19 protein-coding genes are annotated in these 20,857 nt (G+C 74.2%); 7 read left to right on the forward strand and 12 right to left on the reverse strand.

What is annotated here, in order from left to right:
• Positions 1 to 59 precede the first annotated feature (59 nt).
• Positions 60 to 3,356: a S8 family serine peptidase gene (locus LG395_RS36070; protein WP_225813138.1), complete on the forward strand. Its 3,297-nt coding sequence runs from the start codon at positions 60 to 62 to the stop codon at positions 3,354 to 3,356.
• A 75-nt stretch (positions 3,357 to 3,431) separates the two neighbouring features.
• On the opposite strand, the gene LG395_RS36075 is transcribed toward LG395_RS36070, so the two are convergent.
• The 5 genes from LG395_RS36075 to LG395_RS36095 form a co-directional block, all read right to left on the reverse strand.
• Positions 3,432 to 4,124 carry a hypothetical protein gene (locus LG395_RS36075; protein WP_225813140.1) on the reverse strand — a complete coding sequence of 231 codons (693 nt, stop codon included), beginning with the start codon at positions 4,122 to 4,124 and terminating at the stop codon, positions 3,432 to 3,434.
• 5 nt (positions 4,125 to 4,129) lie between these two features.
• A complete protein-coding gene (locus LG395_RS41550; protein WP_171156297.1) occupies positions 4,130 to 4,618 on the reverse strand; it encodes a matrixin family metalloprotease in 489 nt (162 codons plus the stop codon).
• A gap of 169 nt (positions 4,619 to 4,787) precedes the next feature.
• Entirely contained in the window at positions 4,788 to 5,324 is a 537-nt protein-coding gene (locus LG395_RS36085; RefSeq protein ID WP_171156295.1) for a hypothetical protein, read from the reverse strand.
• 117 nt (positions 5,325 to 5,441) lie between these two features.
• Positions 5,442 to 6,512, reverse strand: coding sequence for a hypothetical protein (locus LG395_RS36090; protein WP_225813142.1), 1,071 nt, complete (start codon positions 6,510 to 6,512; stop codon positions 5,442 to 5,444).
• Position 6,513: 1 nt separating this feature from the next.
• Entirely contained in the window at positions 6,514 to 7,065 is a 552-nt protein-coding gene (locus tag LG395_RS36095) for an RNA polymerase sigma factor (RefSeq protein ID WP_171160015.1), read from the reverse strand.
• A gap of 328 nt (positions 7,066 to 7,393) precedes the next feature.
• Between LG395_RS36095 and LG395_RS36100 the strand changes: the two genes are divergently transcribed.
• Positions 7,394 to 8,413: an aspartate-semialdehyde dehydrogenase gene (locus tag LG395_RS36100; RefSeq protein WP_225813145.1), complete on the forward strand. Its 1,020-nt coding sequence runs from the start codon at positions 7,394 to 7,396 to the stop codon at positions 8,411 to 8,413.
• An 82-nt stretch (positions 8,414 to 8,495) separates the two neighbouring features.
• Here LG395_RS36100 and LG395_RS36105 read toward each other — a convergent pair whose 3' ends face one another.
• Positions 8,496 to 8,972 (reverse strand): DUF1203 domain-containing protein, encoded by a 477-nt coding sequence (locus tag LG395_RS36105; protein ID WP_225813147.1) that lies wholly within the window; start codon positions 8,970 to 8,972, stop codon positions 8,496 to 8,498.
• A gap of 112 nt (positions 8,973 to 9,084) precedes the next feature.
• On the opposite strand from LG395_RS36105, the gene pepN reads away from it, so the two are divergent.
• A complete protein-coding gene (pepN, locus tag LG395_RS36110; RefSeq protein ID WP_171156281.1) occupies positions 9,085 to 11,661 on the forward strand; it encodes an aminopeptidase N in 2,577 nt (858 codons plus the stop codon).
• A 161-nt stretch (positions 11,662 to 11,822) separates the two neighbouring features.
• On the opposite strand, the gene LG395_RS36115 is transcribed toward pepN, so the two are convergent.
• Both LG395_RS36115 and LG395_RS36120 read right to left on the reverse strand, forming a co-directional pair.
• Positions 11,823 to 12,140, reverse strand: coding sequence for a hypothetical protein (locus tag LG395_RS36115; RefSeq protein WP_225813151.1), 318 nt, complete (start codon positions 12,138 to 12,140; stop codon positions 11,823 to 11,825).
• Positions 12,141 to 12,333: 193 nt separating this feature from the next.
• Positions 12,334 to 13,296 carry an EamA family transporter gene (locus LG395_RS36120; RefSeq protein ID WP_225813153.1) on the reverse strand — a complete coding sequence of 321 codons (963 nt, stop codon included), beginning with the start codon at positions 13,294 to 13,296 and terminating at the stop codon, positions 12,334 to 12,336.
• Positions 13,297 to 13,435: 139 nt separating this feature from the next.
• Between LG395_RS36120 and LG395_RS36125 the strand changes: the two genes are divergently transcribed.
• A complete protein-coding gene (locus tag LG395_RS36125; RefSeq protein WP_225813155.1) occupies positions 13,436 to 13,936 on the forward strand; it encodes a MarR family winged helix-turn-helix transcriptional regulator in 501 nt (166 codons plus the stop codon).
• Positions 13,937 to 13,962: 26 nt separating this feature from the next.
• On the opposite strand, the gene LG395_RS36130 is transcribed toward LG395_RS36125, so the two are convergent.
• Positions 13,963 to 15,519 (reverse strand): FAD-dependent monooxygenase, encoded by a 1,557-nt coding sequence (locus LG395_RS36130; protein ID WP_225813157.1) that lies wholly within the window; start codon positions 15,517 to 15,519, stop codon positions 13,963 to 13,965.
• Positions 15,520 to 15,649: 130 nt separating this feature from the next.
• On the opposite strand from LG395_RS36130, the gene LG395_RS36135 reads away from it, so the two are divergent.
• Complete coding sequence (locus LG395_RS36135; RefSeq protein WP_225813158.1) at positions 15,650 to 16,207, forward strand: TetR/AcrR family transcriptional regulator; 558 nt, start codon at positions 15,650 to 15,652, stop codon at positions 16,205 to 16,207.
• 106 nt (positions 16,208 to 16,313) lie between these two features.
• On the opposite strand, the gene LG395_RS36140 is transcribed toward LG395_RS36135, so the two are convergent.
• From LG395_RS36140 to LG395_RS36150, 3 genes are all read right to left on the reverse strand, one after another.
• Complete coding sequence (locus LG395_RS36140) at positions 16,314 to 16,595, reverse strand: hypothetical protein (protein WP_171156272.1); 282 nt, start codon at positions 16,593 to 16,595, stop codon at positions 16,314 to 16,316.
• Positions 16,596 to 16,672: 77 nt separating this feature from the next.
• A complete protein-coding gene (gene malQ, locus LG395_RS36145; protein ID WP_225813161.1) occupies positions 16,673 to 18,745 on the reverse strand; it encodes a 4-alpha-glucanotransferase in 2,073 nt (690 codons plus the stop codon).
• Positions 18,746 to 18,991, reverse strand: coding sequence for a hypothetical protein (locus LG395_RS36150; RefSeq protein WP_225813164.1), 246 nt, complete (start codon positions 18,989 to 18,991; stop codon positions 18,746 to 18,748).
• Positions 18,992 to 19,147: 156 nt separating this feature from the next.
• Here LG395_RS36150 and LG395_RS36155 point away from each other — a divergent pair, with 156 nt between their 5' ends.
• Positions 19,148 to 19,756 (forward strand): RNA polymerase sigma factor, encoded by a 609-nt coding sequence (locus LG395_RS36155; RefSeq protein WP_225813201.1) that lies wholly within the window; start codon positions 19,148 to 19,150, stop codon positions 19,754 to 19,756.
• A complete protein-coding gene (locus tag LG395_RS36160) occupies positions 19,753 to 20,706 on the forward strand; it encodes a zf-HC2 domain-containing protein (RefSeq protein WP_225813166.1) in 954 nt (317 codons plus the stop codon). The genes LG395_RS36155 and LG395_RS36160 overlap by 4 nt, the downstream gene beginning before the upstream one ends.
• The last annotated feature ends 151 nt before the right edge of the window (positions 20,707 to 20,857 follow it).

A 20,857-nucleotide genomic window follows, 5' to 3' on the forward strand; every position in this document is an offset into this window, starting at 1 on the left:
CGAAGCCTTCGGTCAGGCTGAGCGCTCCGTCCGCTCGTTCCTTGACCTGAGGGATGCCGATGACCCACACGCCCGAGCGTGATCCGATACCCGGTCCGAGACGCCTGGCCCGCATAGCCGTGGCCGTGGGCGTCGTGGCCGCCCTGTCCGCGGCGGGGCCCGTACCCCTGGCCCTCGCCGCGGACCCGGCCCCCGCCCCGGCCGCCGACCCCGCCGTGAAGGTGGCCCACGACAAGCTCGGCTCCGACGACGCCGCCCTGCTCGCCGAGGCCAAGGCCGACGGCGACAAGAACGTCACGATGATGATCGCGACCGCGCCCGGGAAGACGGAGCAGGTCGCCGGGCAGCTGGACGCGGTCGAGGGCGGCCTGGTGGGCCGTACCGACGACAAGCTCGGTTACGTCCGCGCCACCGTCCCGACGGGCCGGGCGGACTCGGCCATCGCCGCCGCCGCGAAGCTCTCCTCCGTCCAGGCGATCGACCTCAAGCAGGAGATCCCGCTGGACGACCCGGCGCCGGACGGCGCGAAGTCGCCGGCGGGCAAGGGCACGTACCCCGCGCCGGGGAAGAAGACCCCCGCCGCGAACCCGTACAACCCGTCCTTCGAGACCGGTGCCGTCGACTTCGTCGAGGACCACCCGAAGGCGGACGGCCGCGGCATCACCATCGGCATCCTGGACTCCGGCGTCGACCTCGGCCACCCGGCCCTGCAGAAGACCACCACCGGCGAGCGGAAGATCGTCGACTGGGTGACGGCGACCGACCCGGTCGTCGACGGCGACGGCACCTGGCGGCGGATGACCACCGGTGTCTCCGGCCCCTCCTTCTCCGTCAGCACCGCCTCGCAGGGCACCGAGACCTTCAAGGCGCCCGCGGGCTCGTACAAGTTCAACTACATGTACGAGTCCGCCACCGCGGGAGGCGACGAGAAGGGCGACCTCAACCGGGACGGTGACACCACCGACGCCTGGGGCGTGCTCTACGACCCGGCCACCGGCACGGTCCGCGTCGACACCGACGACAACCTGGACTTCACCGACGACGCGGTGATGAAGCCGTACAAGGACGGCTACCAGGTCGGGTACTTCGGCACCGACGACCCCGCGACGGACGTCGTGGAGCGCGTGCCCTTCGTGGTCGAGACCCGCAAGGACGTCGTCTACAACTCCTCCGGCGCCAAGGCCGACTACGTCAACATCGGCGTCATCGAGTCCGAGCACGGCACCCACGTCGCCGGCATCACCGCCGCCAACGGCCTGTTCGGCGGGAAGATGAACGGCGCGGCCCCCGGCGCCAGGCTGGTCTCCTCGCGGGCCTGCACCTGGACCGGCGGCTGCACCAACGTCGCCCTCACCGAGGGCATGATCGACCTCGTCACCAAGCGCGGGGTCGACATCGTCAACATGTCGATCGGCGGCCTGCCCGCGCTGAACGACGGCAACAACGCGCGCGCCGAGCTGTACACCCGGCTCATCGACACCTACGGCGTCCAGCTGGTGATCTCCGCCGGCAACTCCGGCCCCGGCGCGAACACCATCGGCGACCCGGGTCTCGCCGACAAGGTGATCTCCGTCGGCGCGACCATCTCCAAGGAGACCTGGGCCGCCAACTACGGCTCGGCGGTCGAGACGAAGTACGCGATGATGCCCTTCTCCTCGCGCGGCCCGCGTGAGGACGGCGGCTTCACACCGACCCTCAGCGCGCCCGGCGCCGCGATCAACACCACCCAGACCTGGCTGCCGGGCTCCCCGGTCGCCGAGGCGGGCTACGCGCTGCCGGCCGGCTACTCGATGCTCCAGGGCACCTCGATGGCCTCCCCGCAGGCCGCCGGCGCCTCCGCGCTGCTGCTGAGCGCCGCGAAGCAGAAGGGCATCGGCCTCACGCCCGCCGCGCTGCGCACGGCGCTGACCTCGACCGCCCACCACATCAAGGGCGTGCAGGCGTACGAGGAGGGCGCGGGCCTCATCGACGTCGTGGACGCGTGGGACGCCATCAGGCACGGCGCCACCGCCCACGAGTACACCGTCAAGGCCCCGGTCGACACCGCGATCGACTACGCCCTGAAGACCCCGGGCTTCGGCACCGGCCTGTACGACCGCGAGGGCGGTCTGAAGGCGGGCCAGAAGAAGACGTACGACGTGACGATCACCCGTACGTCCGGGCCGGACAAGGCGGTCCGGCACGAGCTGCGCCTCGTCAACAACGCCGGCGGCACCTTCCGGATCGTCGGCGACGACGACATCAGGCTGCCGCTGAATCAGCCGGTCACCGTCAAGGTCCAGGCGGCCCCGAAGTCCGAGGGCCTCAAGAGCGCGATCCTTCAGGTCGACGACCCGCGGACCGAGGGTGTCGACCGGCAGATCCTGTCCACCGTCGTGGTCGCGGCCCCGGTGAAGTACACCTACTCCGCGTCCGGTTCGGTGCAGCGCAACAGCACGCGCTCCTACTTCCTGAACGTGCCCGAGGGCGCCACCTCGCTGGAGGTCGCGATCGGCGGGCTGAAGGACAAGAGCCAGACCCGGTTCATCGCCATCCACCCCTACGGCGTCCCGTCCGACAACACCTCGACGCCGTACTGCTACAACAACTACCTGGACGGCAACGGCTGCAAGCCCGACGTGCGCTCCTACGCCGACCCGCAGCCCGGCGTCTGGGAGGTCGAGGTCGAGTCCCGGCGGACCTCCCCGCTGCTCGACAACCCCTACCGGCTGGACGTCGCCGTCCTCGGCGCCGCCTTCGACCCGGGGACCGTGACCGTTCCCGAGGCCAAGGTGGGCACCCCGGCCACCGCCTCCTGGAAGGTGACCAACGCGTACGCCGCGCTGGACGGCAGGCTGACCGGCGGCCCGCTCGGCTCGGCCAAGACCGCCCGCCCGGCCATCAAGGAGGGCGAGACCCAGACCACCACGGTGGAGGTCCCGGCCGGCGCCACCTCGCTCGACGTCGCCATCGGGGGCGTCTCGGACGCCGCGGCCGACCTGGACCTGATGGTGTACGACGCCTCCGGCAAGGAGGTCGGCAAGTCCGCCGACGGTGACTCGGAGGAGGCGGTGTCCGTGCCGTCCCCGGCCGCCGGCACCTACACCATCGAGGTCGTGGGCTACTCCGTCCCGTCCGGCTCGACCGACTACGACTACCGGGACGTGTTCTTCTCCACCGCGCTCGGCTCCGTCACGGTCGACGGCTCGGCCCCGGTCAAGCTCGGCACGGGCGACTCGGCCACGGTGACCGGCCAGGTCACGGCCGCCGCCGAGGCCCCGGCCGGCCGCGAGTTCTTCGGGCGGGTCCAGCTCGTGAACGCGCGCGGCACGGTCGCGGGCAGCGGCAGCGTGAAGATCGACAAGGTCACGCCGTAACGGCGTGACGCGCACGAGGAGGGGCGGGTGTCCTGACGGACCCCCGCCCCTTGCCGTGTCACTCCCCGCTTGCCGTCACTCGGCCGGGTCAGTGGGCTCCGGGGAGCCGGTCGGAACGTCCGACGGCTGCTCGGTGGGCTCGTCCGTCGGCTCCGGTCCCTCGCCGGCGCCGATGTCGGGCTGGACCTGGTCGCGCACCATCTGCTTCCAGTGGTCGGCGACCGTCGACTTTCCGTCGCCGTCCATGTCCTCCGCCGCCGGGAACGGCAGCGTGGTGCTGCCGACGGGCTGGGCACCGTAGACCGGCACCATGGTGAACCAGGACCGGTCGCTCATGCTGTGGGTGGAGAAGACGTAGTTCTCGCCGGGCTCCAGGGGCAGGTCGCCCTCCATCAGCATGAGGCTGTTGCTGTCCGCGTCGTAGCCGCCGGTCTGGTTCACGACCGTGGTGGAACCGGCCTGGAGGGTGCCCTCGTAGACCTCGTTCACCTTCACGGCCCACTGCGTTTCGGGGATTCCGTCGATTTCGGTGGTGCCCTTCCTGGACACCACCGTGCCGTGGAAGACGAAATCGGCGAAACCCACGAGCTTTTCGTCTTCGCTGAAATCACCGATGGTGCTGGCGTGCATGTACTGGACACTGAATTCGGGACGGTCGTCGGCGACCGCCTGGACACCGCCCCAGGCGGCCACGGCGGCCACCGCAAGGCCGGCGACGGTGAGGACGGCGCCCTTGCGCAACCGGGACGTGGAACCGATGGATACCATTCTGCTTACCCCCAGAGCGCGTGGTAGTCGGCCTTGTCGTGCGACTGCGGCGTGGTCAGCGAGCCCCGGTCGGGCGTGTTGTTGACCATGATCTGGCCGCGGTAGCTGTGGGCCAGGCCGAGGGCGTGGCCCAGCTCGTGGGTGGCGACGCCCCGCCGCTTCGTCTTGCCGTAGTTCTTGAGGTAGCGCGTGTTCAGGTAGATGGCGTCCGCTCCGGTGCGGGCCTTCCACAGCCCGTCCCAGGTGACGTCGGAGCGGTTGGAGTCGCGCCACTCCAGGTCGGCGATGGTGTTCCAGGCGTCCGGCGCGATGTTGATCCGGTTGAGCGTGCTGTTGTCCCAGGCGTTGATGGCGTGCTTGCGCGCGTCGTCGTACTGGGTCGAGTCCTCCCAGCGGATTTCCCGGTCGTCGACGGAGTCGTTTCCCAGGAAATGCGCGGAAGCGGGCGTGGCGGCCGTGAAAGAAAGCGACAGCGCCACGGCCGATACACACACGGCGGTGATTTTTCTTCGGACAGACTTCACCGTACCCCCGAGCTGGTTGAATTTTTACCGGCCCAGCGATCATGACCGAGGCGTATCCGGCCGCGACAGTAATAAACAAGTCAACGGCAAGTATGTATCCGGCCAAACGGAATAAGCTCGTCCGAATTAGTGGGAGGGCTCAGCCGACACCGTCGTTTTCAGCGCATTTCATCCGCCCCGATTCCGGAATCGCCTTTTCGACCCAGGCTCGCGCCCATTCCAGCGCGTCTCCCGTCCCCTCCGGCGGGGCGTCCCCGTCCCGGTAGGCCGACGGCGCCTCGCCCTCCCGGGCGGGCACGAGCACCAGCATCCGCGCGCCCACCCGGTAGTACCGCTCGGCGTCCGGCTCCGGCGTGAGGAACTCCAGCCGGCGCGTGTCCCCGCCGGCCGGCTTGTACGCGCGGTCCACGCGCAGGACGACCCGGAACCCGGAGTCCGCGCCGGCCGGCCCGGCCTCGGCCACCCGCCCCTCGGCGACGGCCGAGGCGCAGGCCACCAGCCCCTCGGCGCTCAGACTGGCCGTCCCGCCGCCGTCGGCGTCCGCGTGCCCCCGCTCGGACAGGGTGTACACCGTCCCCCCGGCCCCGCCCAGCACCAGCACCGCGCCCAGGGCGACGAGGAGCCGGCGCCTGGCGCCCTGCTCCGCGGGCCCGGTCTTCCGCCGTGGCGTCGTCATGGTGTCCCCTTCACACTCGGTCTTCGCGATCACTGCCCGGCGCCCCTGCGCGCCGGGCCGGTCCTCAGACGCGCCGGCGACGGGAAACGTTCGGTGCGGCCGGACCCTCCTGCCGGCTCAGGGGCCGTCGCCGGAGGGGCAGGCCAGGTCCCGGGACCCGGGCAGGGCGTCGGTGATCCAGCCGCGCGCGGCCGCCACCCGGCGCTCGCCCACGGCCCACAGGCCCGCGTACCGCTCGTCCTGGCCGACCCGCACCAGCACGTGCTGGCCCGCGCGGGGCGCCGGCCGGGCCCCGGCGCCGAGCAGGAAGCGGACCTCGGCGGGGCCGTGCGCGGGCCGGTAGGAGCGGATCACGGTGAGCGTGACCCGGCTGCCGGGCACGTCACCGGCCCGTTCCACCCGCGCCACGGTCCCCTCCACGACGAGCCGGGAACAGGCCAGCTCCCGCTCCGGGTACGCCGGCCGCCCACCGGCTCCGGCCTCCTGGCCCGTCGCGTCGGCATTCCCCTTGGCCGACGAGGCCCCGCTCTCGTCGTTCGCCCCGCCGGGGCCACCGCCCTGTGCCAGCAGCCAGCCGAAGCCCAGGACCAGGCAGAACGCCGCGGCACCGGCGAGCGAGCCGAGCGCGATCCGCAGGGCCCGGCGGGGTCCGTCCGGCCGCCCGGGGCGACCCGGCCGGGTGGGAGCGGAGGGGCGGGTACGGCCGCGGGTTCGCCGGGCGGAGGGCGGGGCGGGGACGGGGTCCCGGGGCGCCCCGGCCGCCTCACCGGTGCCCGCCTCCCCCGTCAGCGCCCCGGCCGCCTCACCGGTGCCCGCCTCCCCCGTCAGCGCCCCGGCCGCCTCACCGGTGCCCGCCTCCCCCGTCGGCGCCCCGGCCGCCTCACCGGTGCCCGCCTCCCCCGTCAGCGCCTCGGCCAGCCGCACCAGTTGGTCCCGCAGCACGGCCACGTCGGCCTCGGCCGCCCGGTGCGCGGCGAGGAAGGCGGGGTCCCGCCGGGCCTCCTCCGGCAGGGGGTCGCCGGTGACGGCGGCCATGAGGGCGTCCATGCCGTCGTACTCCCCGCTCTCGCGGGGCGCGCCGCTCCCCCGCCGCTCCCCCCGCTCCCCGTGCCGCTCCCCCCGCTGTCCGGCGCTCTCGGCGCGTCCGGCGCCGTCGGCGCCCCGCGCGTCCTCGTGTCCGGCGGTCATGTCACGCCACCTCGTCCTCGTGCAGCCGGTCGCGCAGTGCGCGGACCGCGGTGTGCAGCCTGCTCTTGACCGTGCCCTCCGGGATGCCCAGCTCCTCCGCGATGGCCCGCACCGGCAGGTCGGCGAAGAAGCGCAGCACCACCACCTGCCGCTGGGCGGCCGGCAGCTCGTCCAGGCCCCGGGCGACGGCGAGGGAGAGCAGGCTGGTCTCCTCCCCGGAGGCGTGCGCGGGCGCGCGCAGCGCGGCCAGCCGCTCCCCCAGCCGTTCCTGGCGCCGCTTGGCCCGGTGCCAGTCCATGGCCAGGTTGGAGGCGACCACCGCCGCCCACGCCGACACGTCCCGCGGCGCCTCGCGCCCGCTCGCGGCCCGCTCCAGCAGCCGCAGCCGGACCTGCTGCACCCCGTCCGGCAGGTCCGACTGCGGCACCCCGCCGAGCGCGAGCACCGCCCGCACCCGGCGTTCCTGGGCCGCGTCCAGCGGATCGCCGCCGGTACCGTCCGTACCGGCGGCGTACTCCGCCCCCCGGTCGCGGCGCGCCTTTCCGCGCAGCACAAGCCACCCCCTCACGCGTTTGCCCCTACGACGCGGCGGCGGGCCGAAACGTTCGGCCGGCGCCGGAAGTCCGCGGAGGCGTACGTCACACCCCCGTATGGCCCGGATCCGGACGGGCAGGGGCGGGACAGCACAGCTTCCGGCGCGGACCCCCGGCAGAGGGAATTCCTCCAGCTCGGCCGGGTGCCCGATGGAGGTCCGGAACCGTCCGCCGGCTGAGCGTGTCCCATTCCTCGGGCACGCGGGACAAAGAATTGGACAGGTGGACCGGGGTCGGCCGCATGATGGAAATGCCCCGGTCAGGCAAGAGAGACACAGAGGAGTCACCGTGAGGGTCGGAATCGTCGGAGCCACCGGTCAGGTGGGCACGGTCATGCGCAGGATCCTCGCGGAGCGGAACTTCCCGGTCACCACGCTGCGCCTGTTCGCCTCGGCCCGTTCCGCCGGGACCGTGCTGGACGGCGTGACGGTGGAGGACGCGTCGACCGCCGACTACACCGGCCTGGACATCGTCCTGTTCTCGGCGGGCGGCGCGACCTCCAAGGCGCTGGCCGAAAAGGTCGCCTCCCAGGGTGCCGTCGTGATCGACAACTCCTCCGCCTGGCGCAAGGACCCCGAGGTCCCGCTGGTGGTCTCCGAGGTGAACCCGCACGCCGTCGCCGACCGCCCCAAGGGCATCATCGCCAACCCGAACTGCACCACCATGGCCGCGATGCCGGTGCTCAAGCCGCTGCACGAGGAGGCCGGTCTGCAGGCGCTGGTCGTCGCCACCTACCAGGCCGTGTCCGGGTCGGGCCTCGCGGGCGTGGCCGAGCTGCACGGCCAGGTGCAGAAGGTGGCCGCCGAGGCGGACCGGCTCACCCACGACGGCGCGGCCGTCGACTTCCCCGAGCCGAACGTCTACAAGCGCCCCATCGCCTTCAACGTGCTGCCCTTCGCCGGCAACCTCGTCGACGACGGTCTCAACGAGACCGACGAGGAGCAGAAGCTGCGCAACGAGTCCCGCAAGATCCTGGAGATCCCCGGTCTGAAGGTCTCCGGCACCTGCGTGCGCGTGCCGGTCTTCTCCGGCCACTCCCTCCAGGTGAACGCCCGCTTCGCCCGCCCGCTTACCCCCGAGCGCGCGACCGAGCTGCTGGCGAAGGCGCCGGGCGTGGCCCTCTCCGACATCCCGACCCCGCTGCAGGCCGCCGGCCAGGACCCGTCGTACGTCGGCCGTATCCGCCGCGACGAGACGGTCGACAACGGCCTGGCCCTGTTCGTCTCCAACGACAACCTTCGCAAGGGCGCCGCGCTGAACGCGGTCCAGATCGCGGAACTGGTGGCGGCGGAACTCTCGGCGGAGTAACCCGGCCACCGGAAAGGGGCGGCCCCGGGGCCGCCCCTTTCCCATGCCCTCGTCCGCGGCTCGAACGCCGCGCCCGTGCGGCCTACCCCCGTCGCACCTCGTACAGGAAGCACCCGTACTCCACCGCCCGCACGTGCGCCAGCGCCACCTCCGGGTCGGCGAAGGCCTCCGTCAGGGCCGGGGCGAAGGCGTCCGGGTGCTCCACCAGGCGGCCGCCGAGGATGCGGCCGTCGGCCGAGTACCGGCGCAGGACGCGGTGGGAGCCGGTGAAGGGCAGGGCGTCGCCGGCCGGGCCGGGGCACTCACCGGCGTGGATGAAGACGGGGCCCTGCTCGTCGTAGGGACCCGGGTCGGCGCCGGTCCCGGCCGCCCAGCGGCGCAGCGGCGCGTACGAGACCAGGGCGATCCGCTCGCCGGGCACGCTGTGGCGCAGGCAGCAGCGCAGCGGGGCGCCGCCCTCCTCGTCCGTCACCGGGACCGGCCGGCGGCCGGCGTCGTCGGCGGTGCGCAGCTCCTGGAGGACCTCGGCCGGGACGGGCCGTGCGGTGTACGTCGTCATGAGCCCAGCCTCCCGCCGCGGCGCCGCGCCGACCGGCGGGATACGGACATCGCGTTCCCCCTCGATCACATGGAAGGATGACGCAACCGACACATAACGAGGAGATGACCGCGTGCCTGGCACAAACCTGACTCGCGAAGAGGCGCAGCAGCGGGCCGAGCTGCTCACCGTTGACTCGTACGAGATCGATCTCGACCTCTCCGGCGCGCAGGAGGGCGGCACCTACCGGTCCGTGACCACGGTGCGCTTCGACGTGGCCCGCGGCGGCGCCGAGTCCTTCATCGACCTGGTGGCCCCGGCCGTCCACGAGGTGGTCCTCAACGGTGACCACCTGGACGCCTCCGCGGTCTTCAAGGACTCGCGGATCGCGCTGCCCGGGCTGCTGGAGGGGCGCAACGTCCTGCGGGTCGTCGCGGACTGCGCCTACACCAACACCGGCGAGGGCCTGCACAGGTTCGTCGACCCGGTCGACGACCAGGCCTACCTGTACACCCAGTTCGAGGTCCCGGACGCCCGCCGCGTCTTCGCGTCCTTCGAGCAGCCGGACCTGAAGGCCACCTTCCAGTTCACCGTGAGGGCGCCCGAGGGCTGGACGGTCATTTCCAACTCGCCGACCCCGGAGCCGAAGGACAACGTCTGGGTCTTCGCGCCGACCCCGCGGATCTCGACGTACATCACCGCGCTGATCGCCGGCCCGTACACCTCCGTGCACAGCGTGTACGAGAAGGACGGGCAGAGCGTGCCGCTCGGCATCTACTGCCGGCCCTCGCTCGCCCAGTTCCTGGACTCCGACGCGATCTTCGAGGTCACGCGGCAGGGCTTCGACTGGTTCCAGGAGAAGTTCGACTACGCGTACCCGTTCGAGAAGTACGACCAGCTCTTCGTGCCCGAGTTCAACGCGGGCGCCATGGAGAACGCGGGCGCGGTCACCATCCGCGACCAGTACGTCTTCCGGTCCAAGGTGACCGACGCGGCGTACGAGGTCCGCGCGGAGACCATCCTGCACGAGCTGGCCCACATGTGGTTCGGCGACCTGGTCACCATGGAGTGGTGGAACGACCTGTGGCTGAACGAGTCGTTCGCCACCTACACCTCCATCGCCTGCCAGGCCGCGGCCCCCGGCTCGCGCTGGCCGCACTCGTGGACCACGTTCGCGAACTCGATGAAGACCTGGGCGTACCGGCAGGACCAGCTGCCGTCCACGCACCCGATCATGGCGGACATCCGCGACCTGGACGACGTCCTCGTCAACTTCGACGGCATCACGTACGCCAAGGGCGCCTCCGTGCTGAAGCAGCTCGTCGCCTACGTCGGCGAGGACGAGTTCTTCAAGGGCGTGCAGGCGTACTTCAAGGCGCACGCGTTCGGCAACACGCGCCTGTCCGACCTGCTCGGCGCCCTGGAGAAGACCTCCGGCCGCGATCTGAAGACCTGGTCGAAGAAGTGGCTGGAGACGGCCGGGATCAACATCCTGCGCCCGGAGGTGGAGACCGACGCCGAGGGCGTGATCACGTCGTTCGCCGTCCGCCAGGAGGCCCCGGCGCTGCCGGCCGGCGCCAAGGGCGAGCCGACGCTGCGCCCGCACCGCATCGCGATCGGCCTCTACGACCTGTCCGACGCCGGCAAGCTGGTGCGCACCGAGCGGATCGAGCTGGACGTGGACGGCGAGCTGACCGCCGTACCGCAGCTGACGGGCACGCGCCGCCCGACGGTGATCCTGCTCAACGACGACGACCTGTCGTACGCGAAGGTCCGCCTGGACGAGGAGTCCCTGAAGGCCGTCACCGAGCACCTCGGCGACTTCGAGGCGTCCCTGCCGCGCGCCCTGTGCTGGGCGTCGGCCTGGGACATGACGCGGGACGCCGAGCTGGCCACCCGCGACTACCTGTCCCTGGTGCTGTCGGGCATCGGCAAGGAGTCCGACATCGGCGTGGTGCAGTCCCTGCACCGCCAGGTCAAGCTGGCCATCGACCTGTACGCCGCCCCGGCCGCCCGCGAGGCCCTGCTGACCCGCTGGACCGACGCCACGCTGGCGCACCTGCGTGCTGCGGAGCCGGGCAGCGACCACCAGCTGGCGTGGGCGCGTGCCTTCGCGGCGACCGCGCGCACCCCGGAACAGCTCGACCTGCTGGAGGCCCTGCTCGACGGCACGCAGACGGTCGAGGGCCTGGCCGTGGACACCGAGCTGCGCTGGGCGTTCGTCCAGCGGCTCGCGGCGGTCGGCCGCTACGACGAGGCGGAGATCGCGGGCGAGTACGAGCGGGACAAGACGGCGGCCGGCGAGCGCCACGCGGCCACCGCCCGCGCGGCCCGGCCGACGCCGGAGGCGAAGGCGGAGGCCTGGTCCTCGGTCATCGACTCCGACAAGCTGCCGAACGCCGTGCAGGAGGCCGTGATCGGCGGCTTCGTGCAGACCGACCAGCGGGAGCTGCTCGCGCCGTACACGGACAAGTACTTCGAGGTCGTCAAGGGCGTGTGGGACTCCCGTTCGCACGAGATCGCCCAGCAGATCGCGGTCGGTCTGTACCCGTCGGTCCAGGTCTTCGAGGAGACCCTGGCCAAGACGGACGCCTGGCTGGCCTCGGCCGAGCCGACCGCGGCCCTGCGCCGCCTCGTCTCGGAGTCCCGCGCGGGCATCGAACGGGCCCTGAAGGCCCAGGCGGCGGACGCGGCGGGCTCCGCCGGGTAACGGCCGGCACGGCGCAGGGGCGCCCGGTGCGGCACCGGGCGCCCCTGCGCGTCGCTGGTCCCGCGCATGCCGATGCCGGGCGGGCTGGGCCCGTCCGGCATCGGGTGTTCGGCGGTTGCGGACCGTGACGCGGTGCGGCGGTCCGGGGCCGTGATCGGCTGTCAGTTGACGACGACCACCACGGTGCCGTTGCTGCCGTAGCCGTAGCCGGGGGCGAAGCCCGACCCGTAGAAGCCGGGTCCGTAGCCGTAGCCGTAGAAGCCGGTGCCATAGCCGTAGAAGCCGCTGCGGAAGCCGTTGCCGTAGCCGCCGTAGCAGTTGTTGAACCCGAAGCCGCGGTCGAAGCAGCCGCGGTTGGTCGTGACCTGGTGCGGGGTGGCCGCGGAAGCCGTACCCGCCGTACCGATCGCGGCACCACCCGCCAGCAGGACGCCGGCGGCGGACACCGCGAAGAGACGCCTCACGCTACGTGCTGTCATGGGCTACCTTCCTTCCACGCCCTCGCGGGGTTTCCGGTCCGGGGGCGATGGCCGCGGCCATTGCGAACGGGGCGCGGCGCGGCCGTAGGAGTTGCCGCGGGGACGAGCAGCGGACCTGGCCACGACGGCTGCCGGTCCCGGTCCTGCGGGGCCCCCGCCGCCTGCGGCGGGCACACCCCTGATCGCGGCCCTTTTACTTCACGCTAACCGCCCTCGGGTCAGTCAGCATCTCGGGCCGCGACGGACCGTGACCGCCCGGCCGGCGCTTCCGTCCGGTGAACGGTCCGAACGGCTCCCGTCCGCCTCCGGCCTGCCCCGCCACCGTCGCCCCGAACGCCAGCGCCATGCCCGTGAGCTGCACCGGGGTGAGCGTCTGGGCGAGGGCCGCCCAGCCGACGACCGCCGCGGTCAGCGGAGAGAGGGGGCCGAGGAAGGCGGCCTGGGTGGCGGAGAGCCGGCCGATGCCGCGGAACCAGAGCCAGTAGGCGACAGCCGTGTTGACCAGGGCGAGGTAGAGGTAGCCGCCGGCGGCACGGGCGTCCAGGGCGGGCGGGGCGCCCTCGGCCAGCAGGGCGACCGGGGCGATCAGCAGGCCGCCCGCGGTGAGCTGCCAGCCGGTGAGCGCGAGCGGACCGACCCCGTCCGGGCGGCCCCAGCGTTTGGCCAGCACCGTGCCGGCGGCCATGGCGGCCGTGGAGGCGAGGGCCGCGAGGACGCCGACGAGGTCGAGGGCGCCGGCCCCCTTCAACACCACGAGGCTGACGCCGGACGCGGCCATCAGCCCGGTGAGCAGCGTGCGCGGGGCCGGCCGCCGGCCGAGGAGCAGGGCCGAGAGCCCGACGACGAACAGCGGGCCGGTCGAGCCGACGACCGCGGCCATCCCACCGGGCAGCCGGTACGCCGCGACGAACAGCAGCGGAAAGAACGCGCCGATGTTCAGCGCCCCGAGCACGGTCGCCTTGGCCCACCAGGCACCGCGCGGCAGCACCCGGGTGAGCGCGAGCAGCAGCAGCCCGGCGGGCAGGGCGCGCGCCAGGGCCGTGAACAGGGGGCGGTCCGGCGGCAGGAACTCGCTGGTCACCGCGTAGGTGGTGCCCCAGGAGACCGGGGCGAGGGCGGTGACGGCGATGACTGCGGTGCGGGGACGGGTGCGCATGGGAGGGCCTCTTTCCGAGGGCGCGGGTGCCTGGTGGCTCGCTCCGCCAACCGGCTCACTCCTGATTAGCTTAGCTGTCAGCTACTTAGCGTCAAGTGGCTTTCTTGCGGGCGAGCGGAACGCGGTCGATACTCTGCGCATGCAGCCACAGCCCGCGGACACCGTCGACACGATCATCGAGCAGTGGGCGCGGGTGCGGCCCGACCTGGACACCCGGGCCATGGAGGTCTTCGGCCGGATCTTCCGGCTCTCGCGCGTGATGGGCGACCGGATGGAGAGGGCCTACAAGCCCTACGGCATCTCCCGCGGCGAGTTCGACGTCCTGGCCACCCTGCGACGGTCCGGCGAGCCGTACACCCTCTCCCCGAGCGAACTGTCGGCCACGCTCATGCTCACCACCGGCGGGATGACCGGCCGGCTCGACAAGCTGGAGCGCGCCGGACTGCTGCGCCGCTCACCCGACCCGCACGACCGGCGCGGCCTGAGGGTGAGCCTCACCGAGGAGGGGCTGCGGCTGATCGACGAGGCGGTGGGCGCCGGACTGGCACAGGAGAGCACCGCCCTGTCCGCCCTGGACGCAGCGGAGGCCGGCCAGTTGGCCGGCCTGCTGCGGAAGCTGCTGGACGCGACGGCCGAGTAGCCGCCGCGGCCGTCACCGCAGCCCGCTCACCGCAGGTCACCCGGCGCGCACCCGGCGGGAGCGGCGGGGCCGAGGTGGCGGGCCAGCGCCGCCTCGATGACTGCCGGGCCGGCCGAGTCGGCGGCCCAGGCCGCGTAGCCGTCGGGGCGCACCAGCACGGTGGTACGGCGGCCGCTCGCCCACCGGGCCACGGCCAGCCGGTCCCCGCGGCCGGCCCCCGCCTCGTGCGGCTCGGGGGTGATCAGCACGAACCGTCCGCCGCGCAGCGCCTCGTACAGCCGGCCGCCCCCGGCCAGGTCCACGTCGGGGACGCGGGCGCCGGTGAGCGGGTGGGCGCCGCGGGGCGCGGGGTAGCGGTGGCCGATGCCGGTGAGCCGGCCGGCGGCCTTGCGCCGGGCCGGGCCGACCGCGCCGAGGAACGCGGTGAGGGCTCCGCGCGCCGCCAGCGTCCAGGGGCGCTTGGCCATGGCGAGCCGGACGATCCCGCCGCTGCTGCGCAGCACCGCCCGGCCGACGGGGTGCCGCTCGGCCTGGTAGGTGTCGAGCAGCGCGGGGTCCGCGTGCCCGGTGGCCACCGCGGCGAGCTTCCAGCTCAGGTTCGCGGCGTCCTGAAGCCCGGTGTTCATGCCCTGGCCGCCCGCCGGGGTGTGCACGTGCGCGGCGTCCCCGGCCAGGAAGACCCGCCCGGCCCGGTAGGCCGGCGCCTGGCGCTCGTCGCTGTGGAAGCGGGACATCCAGCGGGCGTCGTGCATCCCGAAGTCCCGGCCGAGGGCGAGGCGGGTGATCTCCTTGATCTCGGCCAGGTCGAGCGGCTCGCCGTCCGGCACGTCGCGGCCCCGGTGCCAGCCGATCACCCGGTGGTAGCCGTCGCCGAAGGGGGCGAGGAAGGCGAACGCGTCGCCGGCCGCGTTGACCGTCAGCAGGCTCGGCGGCTGCTCGGCGAGCCGGACGTCGGCGAGCACGACGGACCGGATCACCGACCGCCCCGGGAACGGCAGTCCGACCGCCTGCCGCACGGCGCTGCGCATGCCGTCCGCGCCGACGACGTAGGCGGCCCGCAGCGTCTCGGCGCGGCCCCGGGGCCCGGCCGCCTCGACCGTCACCCCGTCCGCGTCCTGGGTGAGCCCGGTCAGCTCGGTCTCGTACCGGAACTCGGCCCCCGCCTCGACCGCCCGCCGCTCCAGTGCCTTCTCGACCTCGTACTGCGGCAGGACGAGGAGGTGGCGGTAGCGGGAGGGGAGCGTGGAGAGGTCGACGGTGAGCCGGCCGAAGAGGCGGAGCCGGTCCAGGGGCTGCCCCACGGACTCCAGGCCGTCGGCGAGGCCCCGGGCGTCGAGCTGTTCGAGGGTGCGGGCGTGCAGGACGAAGGCGCGGGAGAGGTTGCTGATCCCGTGCGGGCGCTTCTCGACGACGGTGACGGGGACGCCTGCGCCGGCGAGATCACCGGCGAGCAGGAGGCCGGTGGGGCCGGAGCCGACTACGAGGACGCGCGAGGCGGGAGTAGGGGTGCGTGTAATGCCGGTGGTGCCGGTGGTTCCGCAGGTGGTGCCGCTGTTGCCGGTGGGGCCCGTGGTGCCGGTCATGGTGGCCTCCTGGGATGCCTACACCTGTTGGCCAACGGGCGTTGGTCAACGCTTGTTGGCAACGGTAGGCCCGCCTCCCGAACAGAGTCAACACTTGTTGGCCAACACCGGTTGGCCTACGCTCGTTGGCATGACAGCACGCCGCTCCGACGCCACCCGCGCCGCCATCCTCGACGCCGCCCGCGACCGCTTCGCCGCCGACGGCTACGAGCGGGCCACCATCCGGGCCATCGCCCGGGACGCCCGGATCGACCCGTCCATGGTGATGCGGTACTTCGGCAGCAAGGAGGGCCTGTTCGCCGCGGCCGTGGCGCTCGATCTGCGGCTGCCCGACCTGGCGCCGGTGCCCCGCGAGGAGGTGGGCCGCACGCTGGTCGGCCACTTCGTCGACCTGTGGGAGGAGAACGACGAGCTGACGGCCGTCCTGCGGGTCGGGGCCACCAACGAGGCCGGGGCTAAGCGGATGCAGGGCATCTTCCGGGAGCAGCTGCTGCCGGTGGCCCGCCAGGTGTGCCCGGACCCCGAGCAGGTCCCCGCGCGGGCCGCGCTGTGCGCCGCCCAGCTCCTCGGGCTGGCCCTCACCCGCTATGTGCTGCGGCTGGCGCCGGCCCGCGCGCTGCACCGCGAGGAGCTGGTGGCGTGGCTGGGCCCGACGGTGCAGCGCTATCTGACCGCCCCGAGCCCCTGACCGGCCGGGCGGGGAGAAACGCCGGGGGCGCCGGTCCCACCCGGGTACGCGTTGCGCGCGTACCGACGGCAGGACCGGCGCCCCCGGCGAACGGACCGACGGTCGCTCAGGCCTTGGCCCGGGCGTCGGACTGGACGTTGATGTTGGACGAGGTGGTGTCCTTCTTGGCCCGGGACTTGTCGAGGGCCATCACCAGACCGGCGATGACCAGGAACAGCACCACCGGGGCGAACACGTAGAGGCCCAGCGTCTCGATGACGCTCAGGCCCTTGCCGGGGTCGTCACCGTCGTCGCGGGTCAGCGCGAGCGCGGGGGACGACATGAGCAGCATCATCAGCGTCGTACCGGCGGCCAGGGCGCCGGCGCGCAGGGCGTTCTTCTTGTCCACGGTAGTCACGTTAGCGAACCGCCGTCGGGGCCGCGCGGCCGGGGTGCCCGTACGGGGCGGGGGCGGTGCGGGGGCGGTCAGCGCAGCACCTCCAGCAGGGCCCTGAGCCGGGGCGAGGCCACCAGTTCCTCCAGCGGTACCGGGCGGCCTTCGGCGTCGGCGACCGGCAGCCGCCAGTTCGGGTACTGGTCCCAGGTGCCCGGCAGGTTCTGCGGGCGGCGGTCGCCGACGCCGTCCGGGAGCCAGACGCCGACCAGCCGGGCGGGGGTGCGCAGCAGGAAGCGGTGGACGGCGCGGATCTCCTCCTCCTCGTCGGAGCCGGGCGGTCCGGCCGCCGGGCTGTCCAGCAGACCGAGGCTGCCGAGCAGGGCGAGCCACTCCGCGGTGTCGGCGGCGGCCTCCGCGCGTTCCTCGGCGGCCGAGCGGGTCAGCAGGCCGAGGCGGTCGCGCAGTTCGACGTGGTCGCCGGTGAGCCGGGCGGCGGTGGGCGGCAGGTCGTGGGTGGTGGCGGTGGCCAGGCAGTCGGCGCGCCAGCGGTCGGGCGGCAGCGGGTGGCCGTCGCCCTCCCAGTCCCGTTCGAACCAGAGCACGGAGGTGCCGAGCACCCCGCGCCGCTGGAGCGTCTCGCGCACGCCGGGTTCGACGGTGCCGAGGTCCTCGCCGATGACGACGGCGCCCGCGCGGGCCGCCTCCAGGGCCAGGACTGCGAGCATGGCCTCGGCGTCGTAGCGGACGTAGGTGCCCTCGGTGGGCGGGCTGCCCTGGGGGACCCACCAGAGCCGGAACAGGCCCATGACGTGGTCGATGCGCAGCGCGCCGGCGTAGCGGAACAGGGCGCGCAGGAGGTCGCGGTAGGGGGCGTGGCCGGTCGCGGCGAGCCGGTCGGGGCGCCAGGGCGGCAGGCCCCAGTCCTGGCCGCGGGCGTTGAAGGCGTCGGGCGGGGCGCCGACGGACATCCCGGCGGCGAACACGTCCTGCTGGGCCCAGGCGTCGGCACCGGCCGGGTGCACGCCGACGGCGAGGTCGTGCACGATCCCGACCGGCATGCCGGCCTCGCGGGCGGCGCGCTGGGCGGCGCGCAGCTGGCCGTCGGTGAGCCAGGCGAGGCGGGTGTGGAACTCCACCCGGTCGGCGAGGTCGCGCCGGGCCCGGGCGGTCGCGTCCGAGCGGGGGTCGCGCAGCCCGTCCGGCCAGTGGTGCCAGTCGGAGCCGTGGACCTCGGCGAGGGCGCACCAGGTGGCGTGGTCGTCCAGGGCGCGGCCGTGGGTGGCGCGGAAGGCGTCGTAGGCGGCCTGGCGGCCGGGCGCGAGGGGGACCCGCGCGACCAGTTCCAGCGCCTGTCGCTTCAGCTCCCACACGGCGTCGCGGTCGATGAGGGCGCCCTTGTCCAGGACGTCGGCGCGCAGCCGCCCGGCCTGCTCCAGCAGCCCGGCGAGCCGCTCGCGGTCCTCGGCGTACGCGTATTCGGGGACGTCCTCGACCCGCAGGTGGACGGGGTCGGGGAAGCGGCGGGAGGAGGGGCGGTACGGGGAGGGGTCGGTGGGGGCGCCGGGTACGGCCGCGTGCAGCGGGTTGACCTGGACGAACCCGGCACCGGCGGTGCGTCCGGCCCAGCCGGCCAGCTCGGCGAGGTCGGCGAGGTCGCCCATGCCCCAGGAGCGGTGGGAGAGCAGGGAGTAGAGCTGGACGAGGAGGCCGTAGGAGCGGCCGGGCGGGGCGGGCAGCCGGTCCGGGGCGACGACGAGGCACGCCTCGCCGGTCCGCCCGTCGGGCGCGGTGGCGGTCAGCCGGTGGACACCCGGCGGGAGGTCGTCGGCGCCGTCCCGTTCCGCGCCGTCCTCGGTCTCGACGCGCAGCCGGGTGCCGGGGGGCAGTGCGGTGAGGGCGGCGGGCGGTTCCTCGCCGGCCCACCGGACCACCGTCGGCGGCAGCAGGCGCTCGCGCAGCTCGCGTTCCCGGGCGGCGAGGGCGGCGCGCACGGCGTCCGGGCCGGCCGCGTCGACGCCGAGGGCGGCGAGGGCGGCGGTCACGGCGGAGGCGGAGACCTGGACGGTACGGTCCGGGGCGGGGCGGTAGGAGGTGGCGACCCCGTGCAGCTCGGCGAGCCGGGCGAGGTCCTCGGTGGGGTGCTCGTCGGGCGCCGCGGCCATCTACAGCCCCGGCGCGAAGGAGTCCGGGACCGGGTCGGACTCGCTGGTCAGCGGGGCGGCCTCGGCGATCGGGGGCTCACTGGTCAGGGGCTCGGCGTCGGGCAGCGGCGGCTCGCTGGTCAGCGGTGCCTCTGCGCAGGCGCTCTCCGCGCTGAACACGCACAGCGCCGTCGTACCGGTCTCGGCGGACGGCTCCGCCACGGGTTTGAGCTGGGCCGGGATCGTGAGTCGGGCCGGTGCGGCCACGGGGGCCTCCTAGGGGAGTGCGCGGATGGTGCGGCTCGGACGGGTCACGGCAGGCCTACCCCGTGAGCCCGCGGCCACGCGCGGCAAAAGACGGCGCCGGGGTGATCCGGTTCCGGTCCGGTGACCGATAGAGGGGGTGTGAGACTGTTCCGCCCCATGGGGGGCCAGCGGGAGAAGGACGACGGGAGCGGCGGGGACGCGGCCCTGTTGCGGGCCGTCGCGCGGGGGGACGCCACGGCGATGGCCGCCCTGTACGACCGGCACGCCGGGTGGCTGCACGCGCGGCTGACCCGCCGGTGCGCCGACCCCGAGCTGGTGCGGGAGGTGCTCCAGGAGACGTTCGTCACGGTGTGGCGGTCGGCGGCCGGGCACCGCGGGCAGGAGGCGGGCGGCTGGCTGTGGACGATCGCCGCGCGCCGGCTGGTCGACGCGCGGCGGGCACAGGAGCGGGCCGGGCGGGTAGCGGGACCGCTGCCGGAGCTGGAGTCCTCCGGGCGGTACGGGTCCGCCGCCGCGCCGTCCGCCGAGGACCGGGTGCTGGCGGGTCTGGAGTACGGCGACGTGGGCACCGCGCTGGACCGGATCTCCCCCGAGCTGCGGGAGGTGCTGCGGGCCACGGTCGTCGACGGACTGAGCACCCGTGAGGCGGCCCGGCTCCTCGGCATCCCGGAGGGCACCGTCAAGTCCCGGGCCCGCCGTGCCCGCGTGGAACTGCGCGAAGCGCTGGCCCAGCTGAACCCGTCCCCGTTGGGAGGCACGGCATGACCCACCGCGACAGCCACCCGTGGCACGTCCCCGACGACCAGGTGACCCGCTACGCCGAGGGCACGCTGCCGGAGCCGGACGCCTGGTCCCTGGAGAAACACGTGGAGGGCTGCACGAGGTGCGCGTCCCGGGTGTCGGCCGCGGTCGGCGGCACGGCGGCGGGGGCGGTACTGGCGGCGGTACGGGCGGCGGTGCTGGAGCCGGCACCGGCGGCAGCCGTCGCGGCGAAGCCGGTGCCCGGCCCGGCGGTGCGGACGCCCGCGCCGGAGGCGGCCGTCGCGGCGCGGCCAGCGGCGGGCGCGGTCGGCAGGCGGCCCGTGGTGTCGCGGACGGCCCGGCTGCTGTGGGCCGCCGGGCCCGCCGTGCGCGGGGCCTGGCTGCCGGCCGTGCTGGGCGTGGCCGTGGCCGCGGCGGCCCTGTCGTACGGGGCCGGGTTCCCGGGGGCGCGCGCGCTGCTGCTGGCCATCGCTCCGGTGGTGCCCGTCGCCGGGGTCGCCCTGTCCTACGGCCCGCACGCGGACCCCCTGCACGAGGTCACCGCGGCCACACCGGGCGGCGGGCTGCGGCTCGCGCTCATCCGTACGGTCGCCGTGCTCGCGGTGAGCCTGCCGCTGCTGACCCTCACCGGGCTGCTCCTGCCCGCCTCCGGCGCCCCGGCCGCGGCGGCCTGGCTGCTGCCCGGGCTGGCGCTGGCGCTGGCCTCGCTGGCCCTGGCCTCCTTCGTCGGGTGCCGGGCGGCGGCCGGGGTGACGGGCGGCGGCTGGCTGTGCGCCGTCCTGACGCCGGTGGCCGTCGCGCCGGGCGATGCGGCGGCCCCGCGGCTGGCCGAACAGCTCTCCCGCTGCCTGGACGGCGTGGCCGCGCAGGGCGCGTGGGCGGCGGCGGCCGTCCTGAGCGCGACCCTGCTGGCGGCGCGGCGTCCGGCGTACGACCGCCCGCTGCGCCCGTGACGACACCCTCACCGCGGCCACGCCGACCGCGCTGACCGGGTCGGCAAGCGGCTGCCAGCCCGGTCACCCGCGACCCGTCCGGCCGCCACCGGTGGTCATGGCCCCGCGCGGGCGGCGGCCGGCTGTGCGCGTGCCGGCACGCCGGGCGGCG

The sequence above is a fragment of the Streptomyces spinosus genome (assembly GCF_020400655.1).
Taxonomy (GTDB): domain Bacteria; phylum Actinomycetota; class Actinomycetes; order Streptomycetales; family Streptomycetaceae; genus Streptomyces; species Streptomyces argyrophylli.